23 protein-coding genes and 1 tRNA gene are annotated in these 25,306 nt (G+C 66.7%); 8 read left to right on the top strand and 16 right to left on the bottom strand.

Annotated features, from left to right (window positions below):
* Nucleotides 1–223: 223 nt before the first annotated feature.
* Entirely contained in the window at nucleotides 224–1,534 is a 1,311-nt protein-coding gene (locus LGN17_RS06455) for an MFS transporter (protein WP_226195598.1), read from the top strand.
* Nucleotides 1,535–1,638: 104 nt separating this feature from the next.
* Entirely contained in the window at nucleotides 1,639–1,818 is a 180-nt protein-coding gene (locus LGN17_RS06450) for a hypothetical protein (protein ID WP_226195597.1), read from the top strand.
* A gap of 19 nt (nucleotides 1,819–1,837) precedes the next feature.
* Here the strand turns inward: LGN17_RS06450 and waaC are convergent, their stop codons facing one another.
* Nucleotides 1,838–2,836: a lipopolysaccharide heptosyltransferase I gene (gene waaC / locus LGN17_RS06445; protein WP_226195596.1), complete on the bottom strand. Its 999-nt coding sequence runs from the start codon at nucleotides 2,834–2,836 to the stop codon at nucleotides 1,838–1,840.
* A gap of 170 nt (nucleotides 2,837–3,006) precedes the next feature.
* Between waaC and LGN17_RS06440 the strand changes: the two genes are divergently transcribed.
* The gene (locus tag LGN17_RS06440; RefSeq protein ID WP_226195595.1) at nucleotides 3,007–4,557 is read left to right on the top strand and encodes a chloride channel protein; all 1,551 of its coding nucleotides are present in this window, start codon (nucleotides 3,007–3,009) and stop codon (nucleotides 4,555–4,557) included.
* Nucleotides 4,558–4,673: 116 nt separating this feature from the next.
* Here LGN17_RS06440 and LGN17_RS06435 read toward each other — a convergent pair whose 3' ends face one another.
* The 5 genes from LGN17_RS06435 to LGN17_RS06415 form a co-directional block, all read right to left on the bottom strand.
* Nucleotides 4,674–5,075, bottom strand: coding sequence for a YXWGXW repeat-containing protein (locus LGN17_RS06435; RefSeq protein WP_226195594.1), 402 nt, complete (start codon nucleotides 5,073–5,075; stop codon nucleotides 4,674–4,676).
* 160 nt (nucleotides 5,076–5,235) lie between these two features.
* A complete protein-coding gene (minE, locus tag LGN17_RS06430) occupies nucleotides 5,236–5,490 on the bottom strand; it encodes a cell division topological specificity factor MinE (protein WP_006400798.1) in 255 nt (84 codons plus the stop codon).
* Nucleotides 5,491–5,502: 12 nt separating this feature from the next.
* Nucleotides 5,503–6,318, bottom strand: a complete 816-nt coding sequence (gene minD, locus LGN17_RS06425; protein WP_042978309.1) for a septum site-determining protein MinD — start codon at nucleotides 6,316–6,318, stop codon at nucleotides 5,503–5,505.
* 59 nt (nucleotides 6,319–6,377) lie between these two features.
* Entirely contained in the window at nucleotides 6,378–7,151 is a 774-nt protein-coding gene (gene minC / locus LGN17_RS06420) for a septum site-determining protein MinC (RefSeq protein ID WP_226195593.1), read from the bottom strand.
* A 167-nt stretch (nucleotides 7,152–7,318) separates the two neighbouring features.
* Nucleotides 7,319–8,026 carry a GNAT family N-acetyltransferase gene (locus tag LGN17_RS06415; RefSeq protein ID WP_226195592.1) on the bottom strand — a complete coding sequence of 236 codons (708 nt, stop codon included), beginning with the start codon at nucleotides 8,024–8,026 and terminating at the stop codon, nucleotides 7,319–7,321.
* A 473-nt stretch (nucleotides 8,027–8,499) separates the two neighbouring features.
* Between LGN17_RS06415 and LGN17_RS06410 the strand changes: the two genes are divergently transcribed.
* The gene (locus LGN17_RS06410) at nucleotides 8,500–9,660 is read left to right on the top strand and encodes an alkane 1-monooxygenase (protein ID WP_226195591.1); all 1,161 of its coding nucleotides are present in this window, start codon (nucleotides 8,500–8,502) and stop codon (nucleotides 9,658–9,660) included.
* 102 nt (nucleotides 9,661–9,762) lie between these two features.
* On the opposite strand, the gene LGN17_RS06405 is transcribed toward LGN17_RS06410, so the two are convergent.
* From LGN17_RS06405 to serS, 4 genes are all read right to left on the bottom strand, one after another.
* The gene (locus LGN17_RS06405; RefSeq protein WP_226195590.1) at nucleotides 9,763–11,298 is read right to left on the bottom strand and encodes a methyl-accepting chemotaxis protein; all 1,536 of its coding nucleotides are present in this window, start codon (nucleotides 11,296–11,298) and stop codon (nucleotides 9,763–9,765) included.
* A 146-nt stretch (nucleotides 11,299–11,444) separates the two neighbouring features.
* Nucleotides 11,445–12,398: a phosphatase PAP2 family protein gene (locus LGN17_RS06400; RefSeq protein WP_226195589.1), complete on the bottom strand. Its 954-nt coding sequence runs from the start codon at nucleotides 12,396–12,398 to the stop codon at nucleotides 11,445–11,447.
* Nucleotides 12,399–12,600: 202 nt separating this feature from the next.
* Nucleotides 12,601–12,691 (bottom strand) — tRNA-Ser (locus LGN17_RS06395).
* Between the two features lie 136 nt (nucleotides 12,692–12,827).
* Nucleotides 12,828–14,129: a serine--tRNA ligase gene (gene serS / locus LGN17_RS06390; protein WP_226195588.1), complete on the bottom strand. Its 1,302-nt coding sequence runs from the start codon at nucleotides 14,127–14,129 to the stop codon at nucleotides 12,828–12,830.
* 263 nt (nucleotides 14,130–14,392) lie between these two features.
* Between serS and LGN17_RS06385 the strand changes: the two genes are divergently transcribed.
* On the top strand, nucleotides 14,393–14,659 hold the full coding sequence (locus LGN17_RS06385; protein ID WP_114176381.1) for a DUF2164 domain-containing protein: 267 nt from the start codon (nucleotides 14,393–14,395) through the stop codon (nucleotides 14,657–14,659).
* A 45-nt stretch (nucleotides 14,660–14,704) separates the two neighbouring features.
* Here LGN17_RS06385 and LGN17_RS06380 read toward each other — a convergent pair whose 3' ends face one another.
* The 3 genes from LGN17_RS06380 to LGN17_RS06370 form a co-directional block, all read right to left on the bottom strand.
* Nucleotides 14,705–16,015, bottom strand: a complete 1,311-nt coding sequence (locus tag LGN17_RS06380; protein ID WP_089445121.1) for a replication-associated recombination protein A — start codon at nucleotides 16,013–16,015, stop codon at nucleotides 14,705–14,707.
* A gap of 173 nt (nucleotides 16,016–16,188) precedes the next feature.
* Nucleotides 16,189–16,878, bottom strand: a complete 690-nt coding sequence (gene lolA / locus LGN17_RS06375) for an outer membrane lipoprotein chaperone LolA (protein ID WP_226195587.1) — start codon at nucleotides 16,876–16,878, stop codon at nucleotides 16,189–16,191.
* 46 nt (nucleotides 16,879–16,924) lie between these two features.
* Nucleotides 16,925–19,234 carry a DNA translocase FtsK gene (locus LGN17_RS06370; RefSeq protein WP_175967013.1) on the bottom strand — a complete coding sequence of 770 codons (2,310 nt, stop codon included), beginning with the start codon at nucleotides 19,232–19,234 and terminating at the stop codon, nucleotides 16,925–16,927.
* A 439-nt stretch (nucleotides 19,235–19,673) separates the two neighbouring features.
* Between LGN17_RS06370 and trxB the strand changes: the two genes are divergently transcribed.
* The 3 genes from trxB to LGN17_RS06355 all read left to right on the top strand — a co-directional run bounded on the left by trxB (nucleotide 19,674) and on the right by LGN17_RS06355 (nucleotide 22,163).
* Entirely contained in the window at nucleotides 19,674–20,636 is a 963-nt protein-coding gene (gene trxB, locus LGN17_RS06365; protein WP_175951611.1) for a thioredoxin-disulfide reductase, read from the top strand.
* A 137-nt stretch (nucleotides 20,637–20,773) separates the two neighbouring features.
* A complete protein-coding gene (locus LGN17_RS06360) occupies nucleotides 20,774–21,553 on the top strand; it encodes a Smr/MutS family protein (protein ID WP_226195586.1) in 780 nt (259 codons plus the stop codon).
* Nucleotides 21,540–22,163, top strand: coding sequence for a trimeric intracellular cation channel family protein (locus LGN17_RS06355; protein ID WP_124613300.1), 624 nt, complete (start codon nucleotides 21,540–21,542; stop codon nucleotides 22,161–22,163). The genes LGN17_RS06360 and LGN17_RS06355 overlap by 14 nt, the downstream gene beginning before the upstream one ends.
* 87 nt (nucleotides 22,164–22,250) lie before the next feature.
* Here LGN17_RS06355 and LGN17_RS06350 read toward each other — a convergent pair whose 3' ends face one another.
* The 3 genes from LGN17_RS06350 to LGN17_RS06340 form a co-directional block, all read right to left on the bottom strand.
* Nucleotides 22,251–23,369 (bottom strand): ABC transporter ATP-binding protein, encoded by a 1,119-nt coding sequence (locus LGN17_RS06350; protein WP_175951609.1) that lies wholly within the window; start codon nucleotides 23,367–23,369, stop codon nucleotides 22,251–22,253.
* Between the two features lie 112 nt (nucleotides 23,370–23,481).
* Nucleotides 23,482–24,339, bottom strand: a complete 858-nt coding sequence (locus tag LGN17_RS06345) for a carbohydrate ABC transporter permease (protein ID WP_011544828.1) — start codon at nucleotides 24,337–24,339, stop codon at nucleotides 23,482–23,484.
* A complete protein-coding gene (locus LGN17_RS06340; protein WP_226195585.1) occupies nucleotides 24,329–25,267 on the bottom strand; it encodes a carbohydrate ABC transporter permease in 939 nt (312 codons plus the stop codon). The genes LGN17_RS06345 and LGN17_RS06340 overlap by 11 nt, the downstream gene beginning before the upstream one ends.
* Between the last annotated feature and the right edge of the window lie 39 nt (nucleotides 25,268–25,306).

Raw genomic sequence — 25,306 nt, 5'->3', positions numbered from 1 at the left:
ACGCCGCGCGCGCGTTCGCGCGCCCCACCCGGCATGCGAGCCGACCACGCCGGCACCGGGCGGCGGCGACGTACCCGTCTCCATCGTCGACCGGCGGGTGACGTCCGCGCCACGGCGCGCGTCCACGCCGCCACCGCATCATCCGCTCGGCTGCCCCCGGCAGGCGTCCGCCTGCCCGACCGCACGCCCAGCCGACCGCCCCAACGACAAAACGGAGACATCCATGTCCGCATCCCCCCCGGCCGTTGCACACGCAACCGGTTCGGCCGGCGCCGTCAGCCACCGGCGCATCGTGTTCGCGAGCTTCATCGGCACCGCGATCGAGTTCTACGATTTCTACGTGTACGCAACGGCCGCCGCGCTCGTCATCGGTCCCGTGTTCTTCCCGCACGGCTCCGCGACCGCACAGGCGCTGTCAGCGTTCGTGACGTTCGGTATCGCGTTCATCGCACGCCCGATCGGGTCGTTCCTGTTCGGGCACTTCGGCGACCGCATCGGCCGCAAATCGACGCTCGTCGCATCGCTGCTCGTGATGGGCGTGTCCACCACCGCGATCGGCTTCGTGCCCGGCTACGACACGATCGGCACGCTCGCGCCGGTGCTGCTGTGCGTGTTGCGCTTCGGCCAGGGGATCGGCCTCGGCGGTGAATGGGGCGGCGCCGCGCTGCTCGCGACCGAGCACGCGCCACAGGGCAAGCGCGGCTGGTTCGGGATGTTTCCGCAGCTCGGGCCGTCGGTCGGCTTCCTGATGTCGAACGGCCTGTTCTTCGCGCTCGCGCTGTCGCTGTCGGACGAGCAGTTCCGCAGTTGGGGCTGGCGCATCCCGTTCCTGGTCAGTGCGGTGCTCGTCGCGCTCGGCCTGTACGTGCGGCTCAAGATCACCGAAACGCCCGCGTTCCAGGCCGCACTCGATCGCAACGAGCGCGTGCGCGTGCCGGTCGCGACACTGATCACGCAACACTGGCAGCCGACGCTGCTCGGTGCGCTTGCAATGGTCGTCTGCTACACACTGTTCTACATCTCGACGGTGTTCTCGCTGTCGTATGGCGTGTCGGCGCTGCATATTCCGCGCCAGAGTTTCCTCGGCCTGCTGTGTTTCGCGGTCGTGTTCATGGGACTCGCGACGCCGCTGTCCGCGTGGGCATCCGACCGCTTCGGCCGCAAACCGGTGCTCGTCGTGGGCGCGATCGCCGCGCTGCTGTCGGGTTTTGCGATGGAGCCGCTGCTCGGTAGCGGCTCGATGCCGCTCGTCGCGCTGTTCCTGACGATCGAGCTGTTCCTGATGGGCGTGACGTTCGCGCCGATGGGCGCGCTGCTGCCGGAACTGTTCCCGACCAACGTCCGCTATACGGGCGCGGGCGTCGCATACAACCTCGGCGGGATCCTGGGTGCCTCGATCGCGCCGTATATCGCGCAGCTGCTGGCAGCGCGCGGCGGGCTGTCGTGGGTCGGCGGTTATGTATCGGTTGCGGCGGCAATCAGCCTGATCGGTGTGCTGCTGATGCGTGAAACGCGCGACGCATCGCTCGTCTGAGACTCCGGGGCGCCCCGGGTTGTGCGATGGCCGGCGCTGCCTATACTCGATCCTGGGCGCGCCGCGGCGCGCCCCCGGGATTCCGCCCCGAAGGAGCCGCCGCCATGAACATCCGCCTCGGCAATGCCGATCTCGTCCTGATCCTCGCGCTCGCGCTGGGTGGTGCGCTACTGCTCGCACTGCGCTTCCGGCCGAAGACGTGGCGCGGCCTCGTGTTCGAGGCGCTACTGGCGAACCTGGCGGCGATTGCCGCCGTCGTCACGATCGAGGCGTTGCTCGCCTGAACCGGCGCGCCTCGCCTCGTCAGGCGGTCAGCCGCGCGCGCAGCGCGCCGTAGGCCGGACCGACCGCATCGATCGCATCCAGCGCTTCGTCGACGGACGGCATCGCGCCCGGCTCGCCGATCGACAGTGCATTCGGCGCGCCACCGATGCCGCAATGGTGCCGCGACGTCGCGACGAAAATCATCACGGTCGGCCGCTGCAGCGCGTGCGCCATGTGCACGAACCCCGTATCGACCCCCACCACGAGCGCAGCCCGGCCGAGCGCCGCGCCAAGCTCGCGCACCGTCATCGCGGGCAGCACGACCGCCCCCGGCGCGCGCGCGGCGATGTCCTGCGCATCGTCGTGCTCGGCTGGCGATCCCCACGGCAACAGCACGCGTACGCCGCGCGTCATCATCTGGGTAGCGAGCGCGGCCCAGCGGTCGGCCGGCCATTTCTTGTCGGGGTTGGACGTTGCATGGAACAGCAGCATGAACGGTGCGCCTTCGATCACGGCCGCCGGCAGGTTCACGTCCTGCGGCGGGACGATGCCGTACGTGGCGATGCCCTCGGGCACATAGCCGAGCGCCTCGCCGGCGCTCACGCGCATCCCGTGCCAGGCGTCGCAGTCCGGCCGCGGGCCGAAGCGATGCGAATACGCGAAGCGTGCCCCCGTTTCGCCGAGATCCTGCGTCTGGTAGCCGACGCGGCGCGCGCCGCGTGCGAGCGCCGAAATGATCGCGCTCTTGTAGACGCCGTGCAGGTCGATCACCGCATCGTAGCGGTGCGCCCGCAGCGCGCTGATCGACGCCGTGATCGCCTTCAGGTCGCCGCGATTGCGCAGTTTCTTGAAGCGGCGCAGCGGCGCGCAAAGGACGCGGCTGACGCCCGGATGCCAGCGCACGACCTCCGCGCACGATTCGTCCACCGCCCAGTCGACCGTTACGCCGGGGAAGGCGCGATGCAGATCCGCGACGACGGGCAGCGTCTGGACGACGTCGCCGAGCGACGTCACTTTCACGATGAGGATACGTTTCACGATGTGTGGGGATAGACCGGCCAATTTGGCATGCTAACGATGGTTACATGCGCAAACATTACGTGAAGATTACTTTTGCAACAAAATGCATCTCCTTTCGGGAACATTCTCGCACCCCGTCCGCATCCGGTTCTTTTTATAATCCGGTCTTTGCCTACCGGCCCGCGTCGATGCCACGCCCCGCCCTTCCCGCCCTGTTTCCCGCCCTCACCCGTCGTTCGATGAGGATCTGGCGCCAGTACGGCGTTTTCTGGCTCGGCGCGATCGTCGTCGGCCTCACGGCCGTACTCTATGCGCGACTGATCGACTGGGGCTACGAAACCTTCCGCACGATGCGCGATCACGCCGCGTGGCTGCCGCTGCTGCTGACGCCGGCCATCGCCGCGGTATCGGTATGGATCACGCGCCGCTTCTTCCGCGGCGCCGAGGGTAGCGGCATCCCGCAGGTCATCGCGACACTGCATGCGCGCCCGAGCGCATTCGGCTCCCGGCTGCTGACGCTGCGCATCCTGTTCGGCAAGGTGCTGGTTTCGTTCCTCGGTATCCTGGGCGGCTTCACGATCGGCCGAGAAGGGCCGACCGTGCAGGTCGGCGCGGCGCTGATGTTCAACCTGCGACGCTTCTACCCGCGCTCGAACGCGCAGATCGAACGCCAACTGGTGCTCGCCGGCGCGGCGGCCGGGCTGTCGGCCGCGTTCAATACGCCGCTCGCCGGGATCGTGTTCGCGATCGAGGAGCTGACGCGCAGCTTCTCCGCGCGCGCCAGCGGCGTGCTGATCACCGCGATCATCCTCGCCGGCGTCGTCGCACTCGGCCTGAACGGCAACTACACGTATTTCGGCACGATCGATGCCGGCCCCCATTTCCCGAAACTGCTCGCGCTCGCCGTGCTGGTCACCGCGATCGTGACGGGGATCGCAGGTGGTCTGTTCTGCTGGCTGCTGCTCAACACGGGACGCTGGCTGCCCGCGCAACTGCTCGGCCTGTACCGCGAGCGGCCGATCACGTTCGCCGCGCTGTGCGGCTTCGCGATCGCCGTCGTCGGCCTCGTGTCGGGCGGCACGACCTTCGGCAGCGGCTATGCCGAGGCCCGCGGCCTGCTCGACGGCAGCCAGCATCTGTCGGTGTTCTATCCGTTCCTGAAGATGATCTCGATGGTCGCGTCGTACCTGCCGGGCATCCCGGGCGGGATCTTCGCGCCGTCGCTGTCGATCGGCGCCGGGTTCGGCAACCTGTTGCACGTCGTGTTCAGCAACATGAGCCTGCCGATGCTGATCGCGCTCGCGATGGTCGGCTACATGGCGGCCGTCACGCAGTCGCCGATCACGTCGTTCGTGATCGTGATGGAAATGATCAATGGTCACGCGCTCGTGATTTCGCTGATGGCCACCGCGTTGGTGTCGAGCCGCGTCTCGCGCTTCTTCGCGCCGCCGCTCTACGAAACACTCGCCCTGCGCTATCTCGCGCCGCCCGTCGCGGCCGCGGAACCGGCCGCTGCAACCGCGGCGAGCGCGACGGTGGCAACCGGCGTCACCGAGCCGCAGGATGCGGCCGCAGCGCCCGCCGATCCGCTCGACACGCTGCGCGACGAAGGCAGCGAAGCGCCGGTCGCCGCCGCGCCGGTCGAAGGCGCAGCGCATGCACCGGCACCGCACGACGACGAGCCGGCCGCAGCCGGGACGAACGGCCCGGCACAGCCCGGCCCGCGCGACGCTCAGTAGATCACGACGGGTGCCGGCCGGTAGTACACGGGCCGCGCCGGCACGACGATGCACCCGGCCAGCGTGATCGCGACAAGCGCGATGGCGATTGCGGTTCTTTTCATCGCCCGCCTCCATCAGGCCCAGTGGCCACGGGTCCAGAACCAGTTCGGACCGCGCTGGTCCCAATGGCCCGGCACCCATTGCATGCCGACGCGCTCGGCTTCCCAGTGGCCGCCGATCCACACGTAGCGGCCATGATCCCAGTGCCAGTGCCCACGATCCCACACGTAGCCCACGCGCGAGGCCGGCACGACCTCGTAGCGCACCGGCGGCGGCGCATTCGGCGCGACGACGACAACTTCCTCGGTGCGCACGGCGACCGGCTCGGCGACGACCACGCGGCCCTGCGGCACGATCATGGGCGCGCCGACGAGGATCTCGTCTGCATGCGCGGCAAGCGGCGCGACGACGGCTGACAGGCTCGCAGCAATCAGTGCGAGCGAAACGATACGACGTTGAGCAGTAGAGACAGCCATCACAACCTCCTGGTTGAACAAGTTACGCGAGCGTATTCGTTCAATGCGGGAGACGCGGTAACGGCCGACAGACACCGTGTTACGGCATGCCCGAAAGTGCAACAGGGCGTAAGACGCGCACGGCGGCGCGTGCCGCCGTGCGGTGGGATACGGGCAATGGTCAGGCTTGCGGGATCTCGATCTTCACTTCGAGGACTTCGAGATCGTCCTGGCGCTCGAGGCTCACGCGGATGTCATCGTTCGAAATTTGAACGTACTTCGAGATGACCGCGACCAGCTCCTTCTGCAGCGCCGGCAGGTAATCGGCCGGCGGCCGGCCGCCGACGCGCTCGTGCGCGATGATGAGCTGCAGGCGCTCCTTCGCGACCGATGCGGACTTCTTCTTCTCGCCGAGGAGAAACGAAAGGATGGACATGGGCGGCCTCCGTTACTTGCTGCCGAAGAGGCGCTGCAGCAGGCCCGGCTTCTGGTAATCGGTGAAGCGCAGCGGCTTGTCTTCGCCGAGGAAACGCGCGACGACGTCCTTGTACGCTTCCGCAACGTCGGTGCCGTCGATATGCACGGCCGGCAGACCCTGGTTCGATGCATGCAGCACGGCTTCCGACTCGGGCACCACGCCGATCAGCTTGATGCGCAGGATCTCGCTGATGTCCTCGAGCGACAGCATCTCGCCTTCGCTGACGCGCTTCGGGCTGTAGCGCGTGATCAGCAGGTGCTCCTTGATCGGATCCTTGCCTTCGGTCGCGCGCTTCGTCTTCGACGACAGGATGCCGAGAATGCGATCCGAGTCACGCACCGACGACACTTCCGGGTTCGTGACGATCAGCGCTTCATCCGCGAAGTACATCGCGTGCAGCGCACCTGCCTCGATACCGGCCGGCGAATCGCAGACGATGTATTCGAAATCCATCGCGGCGAGGTCGTTCAGCACCTTCTCGACACCTTCGCGGGTCAGCGCATCCTTGTCGCGCGTCTGCGATGCCGGCAGGATGAACAAGTTCTCGCACTTCTTGTCCTTGATCAGCGCCTGGTTCAGGTTCGCTTCGCCCTGGATCACGTTCACGAGGTCGTACACCACGCGGCGCTCGCAGCCCATGATGAGATCGAGGTTGCGCAGGCCGACGTCGAAGTCGATGACGGCCGTCTTGTGGCCGCGCAGCGCGAGACCGGACGCAAAGCTCGCGCTCGTCGTCGTCTTGCCCACGCCGCCCTTGCCCGAGGTCACCACGATGATTTTTGCCATTTACCCAATACCCTGTGTTCGTCAATGAGAGCCGATCGATCCGGAGCGCACCACGTGTATTACGTCAGCCGCAGCGGTTCGATCATCAGTTTTTCCTCTTCGAGCCGGATCTGCACCGATTTGCCCAGTACTTCGGCGGGCAACGGGTTCTCGGTTGTTCGATAGATACCCGCGATCGAAATCAGTTCCGGCTCGAGACACGTGCAGAAAATGCGCGCGTCGTGATTGCCGTGCACGCCCGCGAGTGCGCGGCCGCGCAACGGCGCGTAGATGTGGATATTGCCTTCCGCGATGATCTCCGCGCCGTGACTGACCGGCGCGAGCACCACGAGGTCTCCTTTCGCGTAAATCTGCTGCCCCGAGCGCAACGGCCGGTCGATCACGAGCGTCTGGCCACCCGAGTGCAACAGCGTCGGTGCGGGCTCCTGCGCCGCTTCGGCTGCCGGAGCGGCGGCAGCTTCGGCGACGGGCGCCGGCGCCGGTTCCGCTTCGTCGGCATGCTTCGCGGCCGGCGCGCGGCGATCGCGCGCCTCGAGCAGCGGCAGGCCGGCTTCCCCAGCCCAGCCCTGCGTTGCCAGCGCGACCACGCCCACCGGGCGCATCCGCACGTCGTTCAGCATCTGGCGGATGTCCGCCAGCGCGACGCGTTCGCCGTCAGCCAGGCGGCGGACGTCGATCACGACGACATCGTCGGCGAAAAACTCGGGAGTCGCTTCGAAGCGCTTGACCAGTTCGGTACGCAACGCATCGAGATCGGTCGTCTTCACGGTGAACAGCAACGTATCGACCGATCCGCTGCGCAGCTCGAAGAATGGCGATTTTTTAAGCGACATGGACACTCTGCAAAAATTTTTTGCGTATTTTACAGGCGTCCACGCGCGCGGCCATTATTTTTGGGAAACCGGGTAGCGGCGGCCCGGGCGGGCGCGCAACCGGCAGGGGGGCAGACAAGCGGCGACCGGATCCTTACGCGCCACGCAACCCGCGCTCCGACGTCACGTTAGCGCTTCATCTGCGACACGTACAGCGATTTCATCGCGCCGGGCATCCGCGCGATCGGTGCGTGTTCGCCAGTGTTGCCGAAACCCGCACGCTCGTAGAAGCGGATCGCGTTGCGGTTCGCATCGGCAATCCAGGCGTAGACGTCCTGGGCGCCGCGCTCGGCGAGCCACGCAGTGGCCGTCTCCAGCAGCAGCACGCCGCCGCGCAGATGACGCACCGCGTGCGCCACCCACAGCTCGCTGACGAACGCGCGCCGATCGGGCGTATTGTCGAAATACGCGCCGATCATGCCGGCCGGATGGCCTTCGGTATACAGCAGGAAAGTCGTCGACTCGTCGGATACGGCGCGCTGCGCGGCAATCGCCGACGCTGCGTCCGTTTCGACGTTCAGCAATTCGGCTTCCGGCGCTTCGCCGGGCGCGTAGGGCTCGCGCAGCGATGCGGCGCGGAGTTCGCGATACACGCCGCCCTGGTCGGCAACGATACGACGAACGGTCAAGGTCGAACTCATGCAGGCACAGCCCCCTTCGGACAGCAAGCTACTAGCTTCAACCGAAAGCGGGGCATGAGTCAAATCGTTATTTTCAAATGGCGGCGCGAATCGAAAGGCAGCATGCACCGCCCGCGGCCATGCGCCCAGCTGGTGTGCAGGTGCAGCATCGCCATGTCGATGCCTGCCGCCGAAAGGCGGTTGCGGCGGCTTCATTCGACGCGTGGCGCCTGTCGCCTTGCGACATGAGGCAGTTGCCCGTCGGGCGCTCCGGAATTCAGCGTGGAAGTCGTCACGATCCGTAAGATTGGCAACCCGAAAACATGTCTCGCGGGAACCTGCCGCCTTCCTCATATTGCGTCGCACCATTCGTTGCGAACCGGCGGCATCGACACCCGCACGCGTCACGGCGCGCCATCCGTCTGACGAACCGGCCGCCCCTGCGGGTCGATCCGGCGATTCCGGCATGTTTCAATCAGCTTGCGCGGGCCCTTCCCTGCCTGCGCCGCACGCGCCCCTCCGTTTGGAGCCGCGCGCCTAGTGCCGGAGTTTGGCAAGCGTGCACATGGGTCGTATAACAGGCAGAAGCGGGCAACGATCCGGCACTACCGCGCGTGCGTCGCGGACCGACGAGAATTCGAACAACCATACAGGCGGCCGCCCGCGGGCCGGCCGACAGGAGGGAGACAATGGCAATCACCGACGGATCGGCTTCGGGCTGGTCGGATGGCAAGCGTTACCTGTGGCTGCTTGGCGCGCTGACGATCACGCTGCCGATCCTCGCCGCCCAGCTCGCGCTGTCGACGGGCCTGCACGTGTTCTGGTGGTTCGGCCCGCTGTTCGCGTTCGGCGTGATCCCGGTCCTCGACACGCTGATCGGCGACGATCGCGACAACCCGCCCGAGGACGTCGTGCCGCACCTCGAACGGGAGCGCTACTACCGGTTGATCGTCTATCTCGCGACCCTCGTCGAGTACGTCGCGTTCTTCATGTGCGTGTGGATCGTCGGCACGCACGCGCTCGCATGGTACGACTACGTCGGCTTCGCGCTGTCGCTCGGCGCCGCGACGGGCATCTCGATCAATACCGCGCACGAACTCGGGCACAAGACCAACCGCTTCGAGCGCTGGCTCGCGAAGATCACGCTCGCGCCGGTCGCATACGGCCACTTCTACGTCGAGCACAACCGCGGGCACCACGTGCGCGTCGCGACGGCCGAGGATCCGGCAAGCGCGCGCTACGGCGAATCGTTCTGGGCATTCCTGCCGCGCACCGTGACCGGCAGCATCCGCTCGGCGTGGCGGCTGGAGAAAGCCCGCCTCGAACGGCTCGGGCATTCGCCGTGGACCTGGCGCAACGAGGTGCTGCACGCCTGGGCGATGACCGTCGTCGTGTGGGCCATCGCGATCGCGATGGCCGGCAAGGTCGTGATTCCGTTCCTCGTGATCCAGGCCGTCTACGGCGCGTCGCTGCTCGAAGTCGTGAACTACGTCGAACATTACGGGCTCGGCCGCCGCAAGCTGCCGAGCGGCCGCTACGAACGCTGCACGCCGCAGCATTCGTGGAACAGCAATCACGTCGTCACCAACCTGTTCCTGTACCAGTTGCAGCGGCACGCCGACCATCACGCGAATCCGACGCGCTCGTATCAGGCGCTGCGCCACTTCGACGATGCGCCGCAACTGCCGGCCGGCTACGCGACGATGATCCTGTTCGCCTATGTGCCGCCGCTCTGGTATCGCGTGATGAATCCGCGCGTCGTCGCGCACTACGGCGGCAACATGGCGCAATCGAACATCAAGCCGTCGATCCGCGCGCGGGTGCTCGCGCAATATCCGGCCGCGGCCTGATCGCGGCGGACGGGCCGGTGGAGACTGGCGCCGACGCGCCGCTGAAAGCCGGCGGCGCGGCGCACCCCGGCTCCGTCGAAGTCCGGCGCGGCGGCGCAGCCGTCACGCCATTTCCGGCAGCCTGAACACTGCCACCGCATGCCGCAGCGCGCTCGCCTGCTCGGCCAGCGCCTGCGTCGCGGCCGTGGCCTGCTCGACGAGTGCCGCGTTGCGCTGCGTCGCTTCGTCCATCTGCGTGACTGCGACGTTCACCTGCTGGATGCCGCCGCTCTGCTCCTGCGACGCCGACGAGATCTCACCGACAATCGTCGTGACGCGCTGTACCGCGCCAACGATCTCGTGAATCGATTCGCCCGCGCGGCCGATCAGCACGGCGCCCTCGTCGACCCGCTTCGTCGACTGCTCGATGAGCCCCTTGATCTCCTTGGCGGCGGCGGCGCTCCGCTGCGCGAGCGTACGCACTTCCGCCGCGACGACCGCGAAACCACGCCCCTGTTCGCCCGCGCGCGCCGCCTCGACCGCCGCGTTCAGCGCGAGGATGTTGGTCTGGAACGCGATGCCGTCGATCACCGCGATGATTTCGCCGACCTTTGCCGCGCTGTCGGCGATGCCGTTCATCGTGTGGACGGCATCCGTCATCACGCCGCCGCCCGCGGACGCGATATTCGACGCGTCGCGCGCAAGCTGCGCCGCGTGCTGCGCGTGCTCGGCCGACTGGCGGACGATGCCCGTGAGTTCGGTCATGCTGGCGGCTGTCTCCTCGAGCGACGCAGCCTGTGCCTCGGTACGCGCCGACAGGTCATGATTGCCCGATGCGATCTGTGCGCTCGCCGTCGCGACGGCTTCGGCGTGCGTACGCACTTCGAGTACGACGCCCGACAGGCTCGCCTGCATCGTCTGCAACGCGCGTAGCAGATCGGCGATCTCATCGCGGCCGGCCGCTTCGACGTCACGGGTCAGGTCGCCTTCGGCGACGGCCTGCGCGCACGCCACCGCACGGTCGAGCGGACGCAGGATCGCGCGGCTGAACAGGAATGCGCCGACCATCGCGACGCCGAGCACGACCAGCATCAGCACGAGGCTCGCGGTGGTGGCGTGCTGCGCGTCGCGGCTCGCCTGCGCCGACACAGCGGCGCTCTCGTCGGCGATCGACTTCGCGGCCCGCTCCAGCAGCGCCGCCGGTTCGCGGTCCACGCCCGCCACCGCGGCATCGCCGGCCGACGGCTCGAAGCCTGCGGCCTTGAACGCGTCGAAGCCGCGCCGGTAACCTTCACCCATCGCCGTGTGCGCGCGCATGAACTGCTCGACGAGCGAGCGGCTCTCGCCGGGAGGCAACTGGTGAACGAGTTGCGCGGCGAGCGTATCGACCGTCCGCTCGCGCGTCTGGAACGCCTGCCAATACTGGTCGAGCTTGTCGGGCTGCTTGCCGCGCAACAACGTGTCCTTCCACTCCTGCACTTGCAGCTTGAACTGCACGAGCGTGGCCGACACGAGCCGTTCGTCGCCGACGTTCGTCTGCACGTCTTCGGCGAACGTATCGATCGACCGATTGAGAATATGGATACCGTACAGCGCGCCACAGAACATCAGCAGCAGCGCGACGGCGAATGCAAGGGGAATCTTGTAGCTCAGCTTCATGGGACCTTGAATCGACGGGGAGCGATGCGGCTCGGCACGAGCGCCGGCCGCCGCACCGTGTTAACGGCGCCGGAAGCGCGCGCTTAAAGCTGAAGAAATCGGTAAAGACCGGACGCGTGCGAAAAGGCCGGCCGCGCATCCGGTCATCAGGTCGGATGCGTCGCGCGCGGCCCGGTGGTCGCGGCCCTGCGCGGGCCCGCCATCCAGCGGCGCACGACAACGATCGACAGCACGCCGAATGCGATCCCGGCGATCACGTCGGCCAGGTAATGGCCGCCCTGCGTCGGCGTCGACACGATCATCGCGGCATTCAGCACGATCGATACGGGAAACACGTAGCGGACGTGTCGGAGCGCATACGCGAACAGCAGCGCCAGCATCACGTGGAACGACGGCAACGACACGAGCCCCTGCGATTCGGTCAGGCTGAACTGCCGAAGCTGCCCGCCGCGCAGCAGGTCGTAGTGAGACACGGTCGACGCGGTGTTGGCATCCGCGATACCGAAATGGACGAATGCGCTTTGCGCGGGAAACGGCGTCGAGACGACGACAACGACGAGCAACGCAAATGCGAACAGCGCCATGAATTCGGCAAGGTCGTCATGTCGCCGTGCGGTCGAGAGAATGAACGGGACGGCGATCAGCTGCACGATGCTGCCGTGATACGCGAACGCCAGCACGCTCTGCCACTCGGCATGGGCCCTCACCCAGCGATACAGGTCGGGCCAGTGAAACCCGAGCAACGCATCGAACCGGACGAGATCGGCTTCGATCGACGGCGGGGCGAGCGCCACGCACAAGTAGTCGAGTACCACGATCGCCTGGCTGAAGGCGGCGATCGTCACGATGCAAAGCAACGCGAGCGCCAACTCACGCCATCGCCAGGCCAGCGCGCGCTCGCGGTAGCGCGACGTGTGCGACAGCACGATCAATACCGCCGCAACTGCGATGGCCACGCATCCTGCCAGCCCCGCGAAATACGCCGCGTTACCGAGCGCCAGCGCCATGCCGATGCCGTGCGCGCCGAGGATGTCCACGACGGCAATGACGGCAGTCAGCAGCGTTATGCCCGTCAGGACTTTCGACACTCGGTTCGTCATCGGATTGGGGTGGTTGCCGTTCAGCGCAACTGTATCGAGGACGCGGCACGATCATGCACGCAGTGAAGCGCATCGTATCAGCACGATCCGATGTGCCGACGGTCGAGCCGTTGCCACTGCAATGGCTTGCGATACGACACACGCACCGCAAGCCCCAAACGAAAAACCCCTTGATCCTTCCGGATCAAGGGGCTTCGTATTTTGGCGGAGAGGGTGGGATTCGAACCCACGGTACGGGGAAACCGTACGCCTGATTTCGAGTCAGGTACATTCGACCACTCTGCCACCTCTCCTTCCTTGCTGCTTTACTGCATTTCGCGTTTGGTCGTTTCCGCGAAAGAAAAGATTATAGAACGATCTCTTCGAAACGCACAAGCCCTTTTTGCAAAATTTCTTGCGAGGACTCCAAGCGCTTGCCGAAGCGCGCGCTTACGACGCCTGTGCCGGCGCGTCGATGCGCTCGATGCCGCCCATGTACGGACGCAGCACTTCCGGCACGGTGACCGAGCCGTCCGCGTTCTGGTAGTTCTCCAGCACCGCGACGAGCGTGCGGCCGACCGCGAGACCCGAACCGTTCAGCGTATGCACGAGCTCCGGCTTGCCCTGCGCGTTGCGGAAACGCGCCTGCATCCGGCGCGCCTGGAACGCTTCGGTGTTCGAGCAGCTCGAGATCTCGCGATAGGTGTTCTGCGCGGGCAGCCACACCTCGAGGTCGAACGTCTTCGCGGCCGAGAAGCCCATGTCGCCCGTGCACAGCGTGATTACGCGGTACGGCAGGCCGAGCTTCTGCAGGATCGCTTCCGCATGACCGACCATCTCGTCGAGCGCCGCGTACGACGCTTCCGGCGCGACGACCTGCACCATCTCGACCTTGTCGAACTGGTGCTGGCGGATCATCCCGCGCGTGTCGCGGCCGTACGAACCGGCTTCCGAGCGGAAGCACGGGGAATGCGCGGTCAGCTTGATCGGCAGTGCGGACGCGTCGACGATCGACTCGCGCACGGTGTTCGTCAGCGAAATTTCCGACGTGGAGATCAGGTATTGCGTGACCTTGTTCTCCTCGCCGCCCTTCTCGACGCGGAACATGTCGTCCGCGAACTTCGGCAGCTGGCCCGTGCCGTACAGGATCTCGGGGTTCACGATGTACGGCGTATACGTCTCGGTGTAGCCGTGCTGCTGCGTGTGCGTGTCGATCATGAACTGCGCGAGCGCGCGGTGCAGGCGCGCGATCGAGCCGCGCAGCATCGTGAAGCGTGCGCCGGCGAGCTTCGCGCCGGTCTCGAAATCGAGGCCGAGCGGCGTGCCGACGTCGACGTGATCCTTCACCTCGAAATCGAACTGGCGCGGCGTGCCCCAGCGGCGCACCTCGACGTTGTCGGCTTCGTCCTTGCCGACCGGCACGCTTTCATGCGCGATGTTCGGCATGCCCAGCATCAGGTCGGACAGGCGCGCCTGGATCTCGCCGAGCTTGGCTTCCGACGCCTTCATTTCGTCGCCGATCCCGCCGACCTCGGCCATCACGGCCGACGTGTCCTCGCCCTTCCCCTTCATCGCGCCGATCTGCTTCGACAGGCTGTTGCGGCGCGCCTGGAGCTCTTCGGTACGGGTCTGGATCGCGCGGCGTTCCGCTTCGAGGGCGGAGAACGCGGCGATGTCGAGGGTGTAGCCGCGATCGGCGAGGCGCTGGGCGACGCCGTCGAGGTCTTTGCGCAGCAACTGGATGTCGAGCATGGGAGGACTTGGAGAATCGTTGTGTAAGACGGGAATTCTAACGCACCGCGGGGCCGCCACGGCACTGGCCGAACGGACAATGCTGCAAACGAGCGATGACCGTGGCGCGACGGCCATGGCAGTATCGCATTGCCGGTCCGCCCGCCAGCCCCCGCGAAATCGCGCGGCATCGGCGCGCCGCGGATCGCGAAACACCCGTGCGCGCCTGCGGCAGCGCATCGAACGAGACACCCGCCACACGTCACCGCTACTCAAGGAACCCGATGGCCATCGAACTGGACAAGGACGTACGCGACCGCGCGATCGCGTCGCTGCAACGCTATTTCACAGAAAACATGGACGAGCCGATCGGCAATATCCAGGCCGGCGCGCTGCTGCACTTCTTCGTCGAGGAGATCGCACCCGCGATCTACAACCTCGCGATCGCCGATGCGCAGGAGCGCCTGCATGCGCGGGTCGCCGAGCTCGACATCGAATGCCACGAGGAGCCGTTCGACTACTGGAAGAAGCAGCCGGGCCGCAAGCGCTGACGCGTTCGCAACGGCGCCGGCCGGACCGCACCGCGCGCCGGCCCGTCAGTCCTTCTTGCCGGCCTCGCGGTCGAGTTCGCGCAGCCACGCGAGCTTGTCGGCGATCTTCGATTCGAGCCCGCGCGGCACCGGCTTGTACCAGCGCGGTTCGCGCATCCCGTCCGGCAGGTACGTCTCGCCGGCCGCATACGCATTCGGCTCGTCGTGAGCGTAACGATAAGCGTGACCGTAGCCGAGTTCCTTCATCAGCTTGGTCGGCGCGTTGCGCAGATGCACGGGCACCTCGCGAGACTTGTCCTGCTTCACGAACGCCATCGCCTGGTTGAATGCGTTGTAGCCCGCATTGCTCTTCGCCGCGCACGCGAGATAGATCACCGCCTGCCCGAGCGCAAGCTCGCCTTCAGGCGAGCCGAGCCGCTCGTAGGTTTCGGCCGCGTCGTTCGCCATCTGCAGCGCGCGCGGATCGGCGAGGCCGATGTCTTCCCACGCCATCCGCACGATCCGCCGCGCGAGATACTTCGGATCCGCGCCGCCGTCGATCATCCGGCAGAACCAGTACAGCGCGCCGTCCGGGCTCGAACCGCGCACCGACTTGTGCAGCGCCGAGATCTGGTCGTAGAAGTTGTCGCCGCCCTTGTCGAAGCGCCGCGCGTTCAGCGTCATCGCGCTGCTGACGAACTCGGCGTCGATCGTCGCGGTGCCGGCCGAGGTGGCCGCCGTCTGCGCCTGCTCGAGCAGGTTCAGGAAGCGCCGCGCGTCGCCGTCCGCATAGCCGACCAGCGTGTCGATCGCCTTGTCGTCGAACGAAAGGCCGTCGAGCGCGATTTCCTGCGCGCGCTTCAGCAACTGGCGCATCTCGTCGTCGTCCAGCGACTTCAGCACGTACACCTGCGCACGCGACAGCAAGGCCGAGTTGACCTCGAAGCTCGGATTCTCGGTCGTCGCGCCAATGAAGGTCACGAGCCCCGACTCGACGAACGGCAGCAACGCGTCCTGCTGCCCCTTGTTGAAGCGGTGGATCTCGTCGACGAACAGGATCGTGTGGCGGCCGGTGCGGTTCAGCGTGTCCTTGGCCTGCTCCATCGACTCGCGGATGTCCTTCACGCCGCCGAGCACCGCGGACAGCGCGATGAACTCGCAGTCGAACGCGAGCGCGGTAAGCCGTGCGAGCGTCGTCTTGCCGACGCCGGGCGGCCCCCACAGGATCATCGAATGCGGCTTGCCCGATTCGAACGCGAGCCGCAGCGGCTTGCCTTCGCCCAGCAAATGCGTCTGGCCGATCACCTCGGCGAGCGTCTTCGGCCGCAGCGCCTCGGCAAGCGGGCGGCGCGGCTCGACTTGAAACAGGTCGGACATGAACCCTCGCTCCACATCAAACAATGGCGGCCGAACCGGCCGCCGGACCCGCCATTATGACAGCCGCGCGAAAGCACCGCCGCACCGGGCGCCCGTGCCCGCAAACCCCGGAAACGACACGGGCCTGCCGTCACCGGCAGGCCCGTCGGGGAAACAGCAGCGCGCGGCGCCGGTCAGCCGGTAATCACGTCGGCGCCCTTCGGCACGACGAACTTGAACGTATCACCCTTCAGCGGCGGATTCGTCTGGATGTTCGTAAACGTCAGCAGCGTGACGTTGCCGAACACGTCGTGCAGTTCCATCGCGGCGAGCGTGCCGTTCTTGAAGCCGATGCCGATCCGCTGGAACTGCGTGTCCTGCGCCTTCGGCAGCATCTCGAGCCACTCGATGCCGCCCTTCTCGCCGGCATCGCGCAGCGTGTAGTTCTTGTCGAGATCGTTGCTGCCGAACAGGATCGCGGCCGGGCTCGCGCCCAGCGCGCCGTTCAGCTTGCGCTCGGTGACCTGGTTCAGGTCGCGGTCGTACACGTAGAGCTTCTCGCCGTCGGCCTGCAGCACCTGCTGGTAAGGCTTCTGGTACGTCCAGATGAACTTGCCCGGGCGCGCGAACACGAACGTGCCGCTGGAATTGTCGGTGGGCTTCGGCACGGCTTGCGCGGCGCTGGCCCCCTTGGCCGGGGCCTTGACGATCTGCTGCGTGAAGTCGCCCTTCGCCGAACGCACCTGCGACACGAACGCCTTCAGTTGCTCGGTGCCGCCCGCGAACGCGTGCGTCGCCGCGAGCATCAGCGATGCGCCGGCAAGCGCCGCGCCGAGCCAGCGCCGCGTCAAACGAAGGGACATTGCGAACGAATGTTGCTGCATATTGCGGTTTTCTCCCTGGGTGGCCGGCGCTGCGAACGCCGCGGACTCATTCCGCGTCGCGCGCCGGCACAAGAATTTCGCGGTTGCCGCTCGACGACATCGCCGACACGAGCCCCGACTGCTCCATCTGCTCGAGCAGGCGCGCCGCGCGGTTGTAGCCGATGCGCAGATGGCGCTGCACGAGCGAGATCGACGCGCGGCGGTTCTTGATGACGATCTCGACCGCCTGGTCGTACAGCGGATCAGACTCGCCGCCGCCCTCACCGGTTCCCGCGCCGGCCGAGCCCTCGTCGCCGTCGGCGGTGCCGCCTTCGAGCAGGCCCTCGACGTAGTTCGGCTCGCCGTGCTCCTTGAGCTTCTCGACGACGCGATGGACTTCATCGTCGCCAACGAACGCGCCGTGCACGCGCACCGGCAGCCCGGAGCCCGGCGGCAGGTACAGCATGTCTCCCATCCCGAGCAGCGATTCGGCGCCCATCTGGTCGAGGATCGTGCGCGAGTCGATCTTCGACGACACCTGGAACGCGATCCGGGTCGGCACGTTGGCCTTGATGAGGCCCGTGATCACGTCGACCGACGGACGCTGCGTCGCGAGGATCAGGTGGATGCCGGCCGCGCGCGCCTTCTGCGCGATCCGTGCAATCAGTTCCTCGACCTTCTTGCCGACGACCATCATCAGGTCGGCCAATTCGTCGATCACCACGACGATGTTCGGCAGGCGGCCGAGCGGCTCCGGATCCTCCGGCGTCAGGCTGAACGGATTCGGCAGCTTCTCCTCGCGCTTCGCGGCCTCGTCGATCTTGTTGTTGTAGCCCGCGAGGTTGCGCACGCCGAGCTTGCTCATCAGCTTGTAGCGGCGCTCCATTTCCGCGACCGTCCAGTTCAGCGCGTGACCGGCCTGGCGCATGTCGGTGACGACCGGGCACAGCAGGTGCGGAATGCCTTCGTAGACGCTCATTTCGAGCATCTTCGGATCGATCAGGATCAGGCGCACCTGGTCAGCCGTCGCCTTGTACAGCAGCGACAGGATCATCGCGTTGATCCCGACCGACTTGCCGGAACCAGTCGTGCCGGCGACCAGCAGGTGCGGCATCTTCGCGAGATCCGCGCACACCGGCTTGCCGCCGATGTCCTTGCCGAGGCTCAGCGTCAGCGCCGACGATGCGGCCGCGTACACCTCGGAACCGATGATCTCGGACAGGTGCACCGTCTGGCGGCGCTGGTTCGGCAGCTCGAGCGCCATGTAGTTCTTGCCGGGAATCGTCTCGACGACGCGGATCGACACGAGCGACAGCGAGCGCGCGAGATCCTTCGCGAGGTTGACGATCTGGCTGCCCTTCACGCCGGTGGCCGGCTCGATCTCGTAGCGCGTGACGACCGGGCCCGGATACGCGGCGACGACGCTCGCCTCGACGCCGAAGTCCTTCAGCTTCTTCTCGATCAGGCGCGACGTGAATTCCAGCGTGTCCGCGGAGATCGCCTCCTGGGCCTTCGGCGCGGGATCGAGCAGCGACACCGCCGGCAGCGTCGAATCGCCCGGCAGGTCGGTGAACAGCGGCACCTGACGCTCGCGCTCGACGCGCTCGGACTTCACGGGCGTCACGACCGGCGGCACGATGGTCACCGGCTCGTGATCCTCGATGCGCACGCGCTCCTCTTCGACCTTGCCTTCGCGGCGCACCGCCGCGGCCTCGCCGAGCTTGCGGTCGCGCTCGGCCTCGCGGCGCAGCTTCGCGACGTTGACGGCGGACAGGATCGCGCCGCCGACACGCTCGGCCACCGACAGCCACGAGAAGCGGAAATACAGCGACAGGCCGATCGCCAGCGCGATCAGCAGCAGCAGCGTGCCGCCCGTGAAGCCGAACGCATGCGACATCGCGCCCGCCACGGCCTCGCCGACGACGCCGCCGGGCGCACGCGGCAACTGCACCTTCAGCGACCACATGCGCAGCGCCTCGATGCCGTCGCACGCCAGCACGACGAGCATGAACGCAAGGATTTCGGTAAGCCAGCCGATCGGCCGCTCGGATTCCTCCGAGACCGCCTCGTGGCGCGTGATGCGGCGATAGTTGACGGCAATGCGTCGCGCGAGCGGCACGATCAGCCAGTAGGCCGACAGGCCGAACAGCAGCAGGATGATGTCGGCCGTCCAGGCGCCGACGCGGCCGGCCCAGTTCGTGATGTGGTCCACCTGGGCCGCGTGCGTCCAGCTCGGATCGCGCCGGCTGTAGCTCAGCAGGGCCATCACCAGAAATGCGCAGAGCGCGACCTGGAGAATCCAGCGGATCTCCGTGAGGAGCTTCGACATCCGGTGCGGCAACGCCTGTGCCTGGGCGGAATAAGGAGCTTTTGCCATGAATCCGTATAAAGAGGACGGGCCGTGCGCCCGCCTGTCGTTCGATCCCGCGTATTGTAAACGCTGCACCGGGCCGCCAAGTGTAAATGACGGTTACATAACGGGGCTGGGGTACGGCCGGCCCGGCGCAAGTGCGCCTCAGCGGCCCTTTTGCGCCGGTCCGGCTCCCCGCCGGGCACCGCTGCCGCGCCGCCTCGAGCCGGCGTCCCGCCCCGCAGCCCCCGTGCGACAACGCACCGCCGCGCGCCCCGCCCGCCCCGCGTGCGCGGCCGTTGCGCCGCGCGACACTATCGCGTCGATTGAAACTCTCGTTCGGCAACGCAGCAACGGGACCTTTATAATGCGCGTCTGATACCCATCTATGACGGCATCCCGGTCAACCCGGATCGTACGGCGAGCCCTACCCCGCCCGCCGCGGCCGCCTTTTACGGATTCGCACATGTCCACGCCCAAACACGCCAAAGTCCTGATTCTCGGTTCCGGCCCCGCCGGCTACACGGCTGCCGTCTACGCGGCACGCGCCAACCTGTCCCCGGTGCTGATCACCGGCATCGCGCAGGGCGGCCAACTGATGACCACGACCGACGTCGAAAACTGGCCGGCAGACGCGAAAGGCGTGCAGGGTCCGGAGCTGATGGCGCGCTTCCTCGAGCACGCCGAGCGCTTCAACACCGAAATCGTGTTCGACCACATCCACACCGCGAAACTGCACGAAAAGCCGATCCGCCTGATCGGCGACTCGGGCGAATACACGTGTGATTCGCTGATCATCGCGACCGGCGCGTCCGCGCAGTATCTCGGCCTGCCGTCCGAAGAAGCGTTCATGGGCAAGGGCGTCTCGGCCTGCGCGACCTGCGACGGCTTCTTCTATCGCGGCCAGGAAGTCGCGGTGATCGGCGGCGGCAACACGGCCGTCGAGGAAGCGCTCTACCTGACGGGCATCGCGAAGAAGGTCACGGTGATCCACCGCCGCGACAAGTTCCGCGCGGAACCGATCCTGATCGACCGCCTGCTGGAGAAGGAAAAGGAAGGCGCCGTCGTGATCAAGTGGGATCACGTGCTCGACGAAGTGACCGGCGAGGATTCGGGCGTCACCGGCCTGCGCATCAAGAACGTGAAGACCGGCGCAACGGAAGACCTCAACGTGCAGGGCGTGTTCGTCGCGATCGGCCACAAGCCGAACACCGACCTGTTCCAGGGCCAGCTCGAGATGAAGGACGGCTACATCCTGACGAAGAGCGGCCTGCACGGCAACGCGACGTCGACGAGCGTCGCGGGCGTGTTCGCCGCGGGCGACGTGCAGGACAACGTGTATCGCCAGGCGATCACCAGCGCCGGCACGGGCTGCATGGCCGCGCTCGACGCGCAGCGCTACCTCGAAAGCCTGCACGACAAGAAGTAAGCCGCGAGACCTGTCGCGCCGGGCGCTACAATGGCGTCCGCTGCCGCGAAGCGGGTCTGGCCGGACAAGCCGCTGCCGCCGTGCAGCGGCTTTTTTTTGCCCGCGCGCCCGAACGCGCCTGCCCTGCGTACCGAATCATGGCGAAGAACCAGCCCCATCCGAGCGATCCCGCGAAGCGGCAGATCGCCGCCCGTCCCGCAAACCCCGCACCCGCTGCACCGGTGCCCGCGCCCGATCCCGCCGCGTTGCGCGGCCAGGGGCTCGCCGGCCTCGGCGCGCTGCGCAAGTCGCTGCAAGGCGCAGCCGATCGCCGCGACCGCGAGCGCATCGAAACGGCCAAGGCCGAGCGCAAGGCGGAAGCCGACGCGAACCTGTTCCGCAACGAGATCGGCGCGATCCAGCCGCTGAAGGCGCCGCCGCGCGCGGCGGCCGGCCGCACGCCGCCCGACCCGGTGCCGAAGCAGACGCAGCGCGACGAGGAAGCCGTGCTGAACGCGACGCTGTCCGACGAATTCGATCCCGAGACGCTGCTCGACAGCGACGATTCGCTGTACTACCACCGTCCCGGCATCAGCCGCGACGTCGTGCGCAAGCTGCGCAGCGGCGCCTGGATCGTGCAGGCCCAGATCGACCTGCACGGGATGCGGCGCGACGAGGCGCGCGATGCGCTCGCCGAATTCATCCGCGAAGCCGGCAAGAAAGGGCTGCGCTGCCTGCGCGTGATCCACGGCAAGGGGCTCGGCTCGATCGGCAAGGAACCCGTGCTGAAAGGCAAGGTGCGCGCGTGGCTCGTGCAGAAGGAAGAAGTGATCGCATTCTGCGAGGCGCGCGGCCACGACGGCGGCGCGGGCGCGGTGCTGGTGCTGCTGCAGCCGTTCGCGGCGCCTGGCGACCGGGGGCCGCGTGCCGCATCCTAGGCTGACGCTCGCGATCGCGATACTGGAGGCGATCGCCACGCTGGCCTTTGCGATCTCGGGCTTCATCGAGGCGCGCAAGAACCGCCTCGACTCGGTCGGCACGTTCGTCGTCGCGCTCGCCACCGCGTTCGGCGGCGGCACGCTGCGCGACATCCTGCTCGAGCGCCGGCCGTTCTACTGGGTCGTGCACGACGACTACGTGATCGCGATCTTCGTGCTCGCGCTGTTCGCGCCGTTCGTGCTGCGAATGTTGTCGCGGCTGTCGGCCGAACGGTTGCTGCTCGTCGCCGATGCGATCGGGCTCGGGATCTTCAGCATTTCGGGTACGGCGATCGCGCTCGATGCCGAGATGCCGCGCTTCATCGCGGTGATGATGGGCGTGATCACGGGCGTGGTCGGCGGGATCGTCCGCGACGTGCTGTGCAACGACATCCCGCTGATCCTGCGCGATTCGCGGCCGTACGCGACCTGCGCGTTCGTCGGCTGCTGGTTCTACCTGCTGCTCGCGTGGCTGCAGTTCGACTCGGTGTACAGCGTGCTGCTCGCGACCGGCTTCATCCTCGTCGCACGGCTCGCGACGTTCAAGTTCGACGTGCGGCTGCCGCACTGACGGCCAACCCAGCGACAGTCGCAGCGCAAAAACAAAGGGGCCGTCCGAAGACGGCCCCTCCTTGCTTCATTCAGCGCGCGCGCACCGTTACGCGATCCGCTCTTCCGACGCCGGATCGAACAGCACCGCCTTCGATACGTCGAACAGCAGCGACAGCGTCTGTTCGGGCTGCGGGTTCGCGGCCGGATGCACGCGGCTCACGATCCGCTTGCCGTTCACCTGCGCGAACACGTGCGTGTCCGGCCCGGTCGGCTCGGTCACGTCGACGCGCACGTCGAACGGCTGCAGGTGCGACGCGTCGCCGTTGTGCGCGTGGCGCACGTCGGTGATGCGCTCCGGACGCAGGCCGAGGATCACCTCGCGGCCGACGTGCGACTTCAGCTTCGCCGCATCGAACGGCAGGTTCAGCGCACCGCGCTTGACGCCCGTGTCGACTTCGAGCGCGATCCCGCTGCCCTGCTCGACCAGCTTGCCGTTGATGAAGTTCATCGGCGGCGCGCCGATGAAGCCCGCGACGAACAGGTTCGACGGCGAATCGTAGATGTCCTGCGGCGCGCCGAACTGCTGAACCACGCCGTCCTTCATCACCGCGATCCGGTCGCCGAGCGTCATTGCCTCGATCTGGTCGTGCGTCACGTAGACGATCGTCGTGCCGAGGCGCTGGTGCAGCAGCTTGATTTCCGCGCGCATCTCGATGCGCAGCTTCGCGTCGAGGTTCGACAACGGCTCGTCGAACAGGAACAGCGACGGATCGCGCGCGAGCGCACGGCCCATCGCGACACGCTGGCGCTGGCCGCCCGACAGCTGGCCCGGCTTGCGGTCGAGCAGGTGCTGGATCTGCAGCATCTGCGACACGCGGTCGACGATCTGCTGCTGTTCGCTCTTCGGCACCTTGCGGATGTTCAGGCCGAACGAGATGTTCTCGCGCACCGTCATCGACGGATACAGCGCGTACGACTGGAACACCATCGCGATGTCGCGATCCTTCGGCGACAGGTCGTTGACGACCTTGCCGTCGATGCAGATCTCGCCGCTCGTCACGGTTTCGAGCCCGGCAATCATGTTGAGCAGCGTCGACTTCCCGCAGCCCGACCCGCCGACCAGGATCAGGAACTGTCCGTCCTCGATCTCGATGTCGACACCCTTCAGGACCGGCACCCCGTTCGGGTAGGTCTTGTACACGTCACGGATGGAAAGGCTTGCCATGCTGTGAATCCTCTGTCTCGTCTCGCGCGGCGCACTCCGGCGCCGCGTCGGGTTCGTTTCGATGCGCCGCGCGCGAAGCGCGGCCGGTTCGTCGTATCGGATGAAGCCGCGCTTACCCCTTCACCGCGCCCGCCGTCAGCCCGCGCACGAAGTAGCGGCCGGCGACGATGTAGACGAGCAGCGTCGGCAGCGCGGCGATGATCGCGCCGGCCATGTCGACGTTGTATTCCTTCACGCCCGTCGACGTGTTGACGAGGTTGTTCAGCGCAACCGTGATCGGCATCGAGTCGACGCCGGAGAACACGATCCCGAACAGGAAGTCGTTCCAGATCTGCGTGAACTGCCAGATCAGGCACACCATGAAGATCGGCAGCGACACCGGCAGCAGGATCTTCGTGAAGATCGTGAAGAAGCCCGCGCCGTCGATGCGCGCGGCCTTCACCAGTTCGGCCGGCACGCTCACGTAGAAGTTGCGGAAGAACATCGTCGTGAACGCGATGCCGTACACGACGTGCACGAACACGAGGCCCGGAATCGTATTGGCGAGGCCGAGCATCCCCTGCAGGCGCGCCATCGGCAGCAGGATCACCTGGAACGGGATGAAGCAGCCGACCAGCATCATCGTGAACAGCGCGTCGGCGCCGCGAAAGCGCCAGTGCGTGAGCACGTAGCCGTTGAACGCGCCGATCAGCGACGAGATCAGCACGGCCGGGATCACCATCTGCAGCGAGTTCAGGAAGAACGGCTTCATGCCGTCGCAGCGCACGCCGGTGCACGCCCCGCTCCAGGCCTTCACCCACGGGTCGACGGTCCACGTGGTGGGCGGCGTCAGCAGGTTGCCGGTGCGCAACTGGTCGAGATCCTTGAACGATGTCGACAGCATCACGTAGATCGGGAACAGGAAATACAGCGCGAACAGGATCAGCGCCGCGTAGATCACTGCCCGGCTGATCGTCATCTTAGGCTGCATTGCGGGTGCTCCTCGATTCCATATACATCAGCGGCACCAGCACCGCGACCACGGTCGCGAGCATCATCACCGACGACGCCGCGCCGAGCCCGAGCTGGCCGCGGTTGAACGAAAACGTGTACATGAACATGGCCGGCAGCGACGACGACGTGCCCGGGCCGCCTGCCGTCAGCGCGACGACGAGGTCGAAGGTCTTGATCGTGATGTGGCAGAGGATCAGCAGCACCGAGAAGAACACCGGGCGCATGCTCGGGATCACGATCTTGCGGTAGATGGTCGGCAGCGTCGCGCCGTCCACCTGCGCGGCCTTGAAGATCTCGGCGTCGACACCGCGCAGCCCTGCCAGGAACAGCGCCATCACGAAGCCGGTCGACTGCCACACGGCCGCGATCACCACGCAGAAGATCGCCTTGTCCGGATCGTCGAGCCAGCCGAACGAGAAGCTCGTCCAGCCCCAGTCGTGCATCACCTTCTCGAGGCCGAGGCCCGGGTTCAGGATCCACTGCCACGCGGTGCCGGTCACGATGAACGACAGCGCCATCGGGTACAGGAAGATCGCGCGCAGTGCGCCTTCGTTGCGGATCCGCTGGTCGAGCAGGATCGCGAGGAACAGCCCGAGCGCGACGCAGATCGCGATGAACGGAATCCCGAACCAGCCGAGGTTCGCGGCGGAGGTCCACCACACGTCGTTCTGGAACAGGTCCGTGTAACGGCCGAAGCCGTCGAATTCGTAGTTCGGCAGCAGTCGCGAATTGGTCAGCGACAGATAGCCGGTAATCAGGATGAAGCCGTAGATGAACACCACGGCGATCGCGACGCTCGGCGCAAGCACGAGCTTCGGGATCCAGCGATCGGCGAAGGCCGACATCGGCGACGTACGCCGTGCGGCGGCAGCGCCGGATCCGTTTCCGCTAAGAGGGGCAGCCACTTGATTCGACTCCTGGAACGAGGGCGACGCAGGCCGGGC

It is taken from the genome of Burkholderia sp. AU30280, from assembly GCF_020420125.1.
GTDB lineage: Bacteria > Pseudomonadota > Gammaproteobacteria > Burkholderiales > Burkholderiaceae > Burkholderia.
The sequence above is the reverse complement of the archived record's forward strand: the minus strand, read 5'-3'. Positions and strand labels throughout refer to the sequence as shown.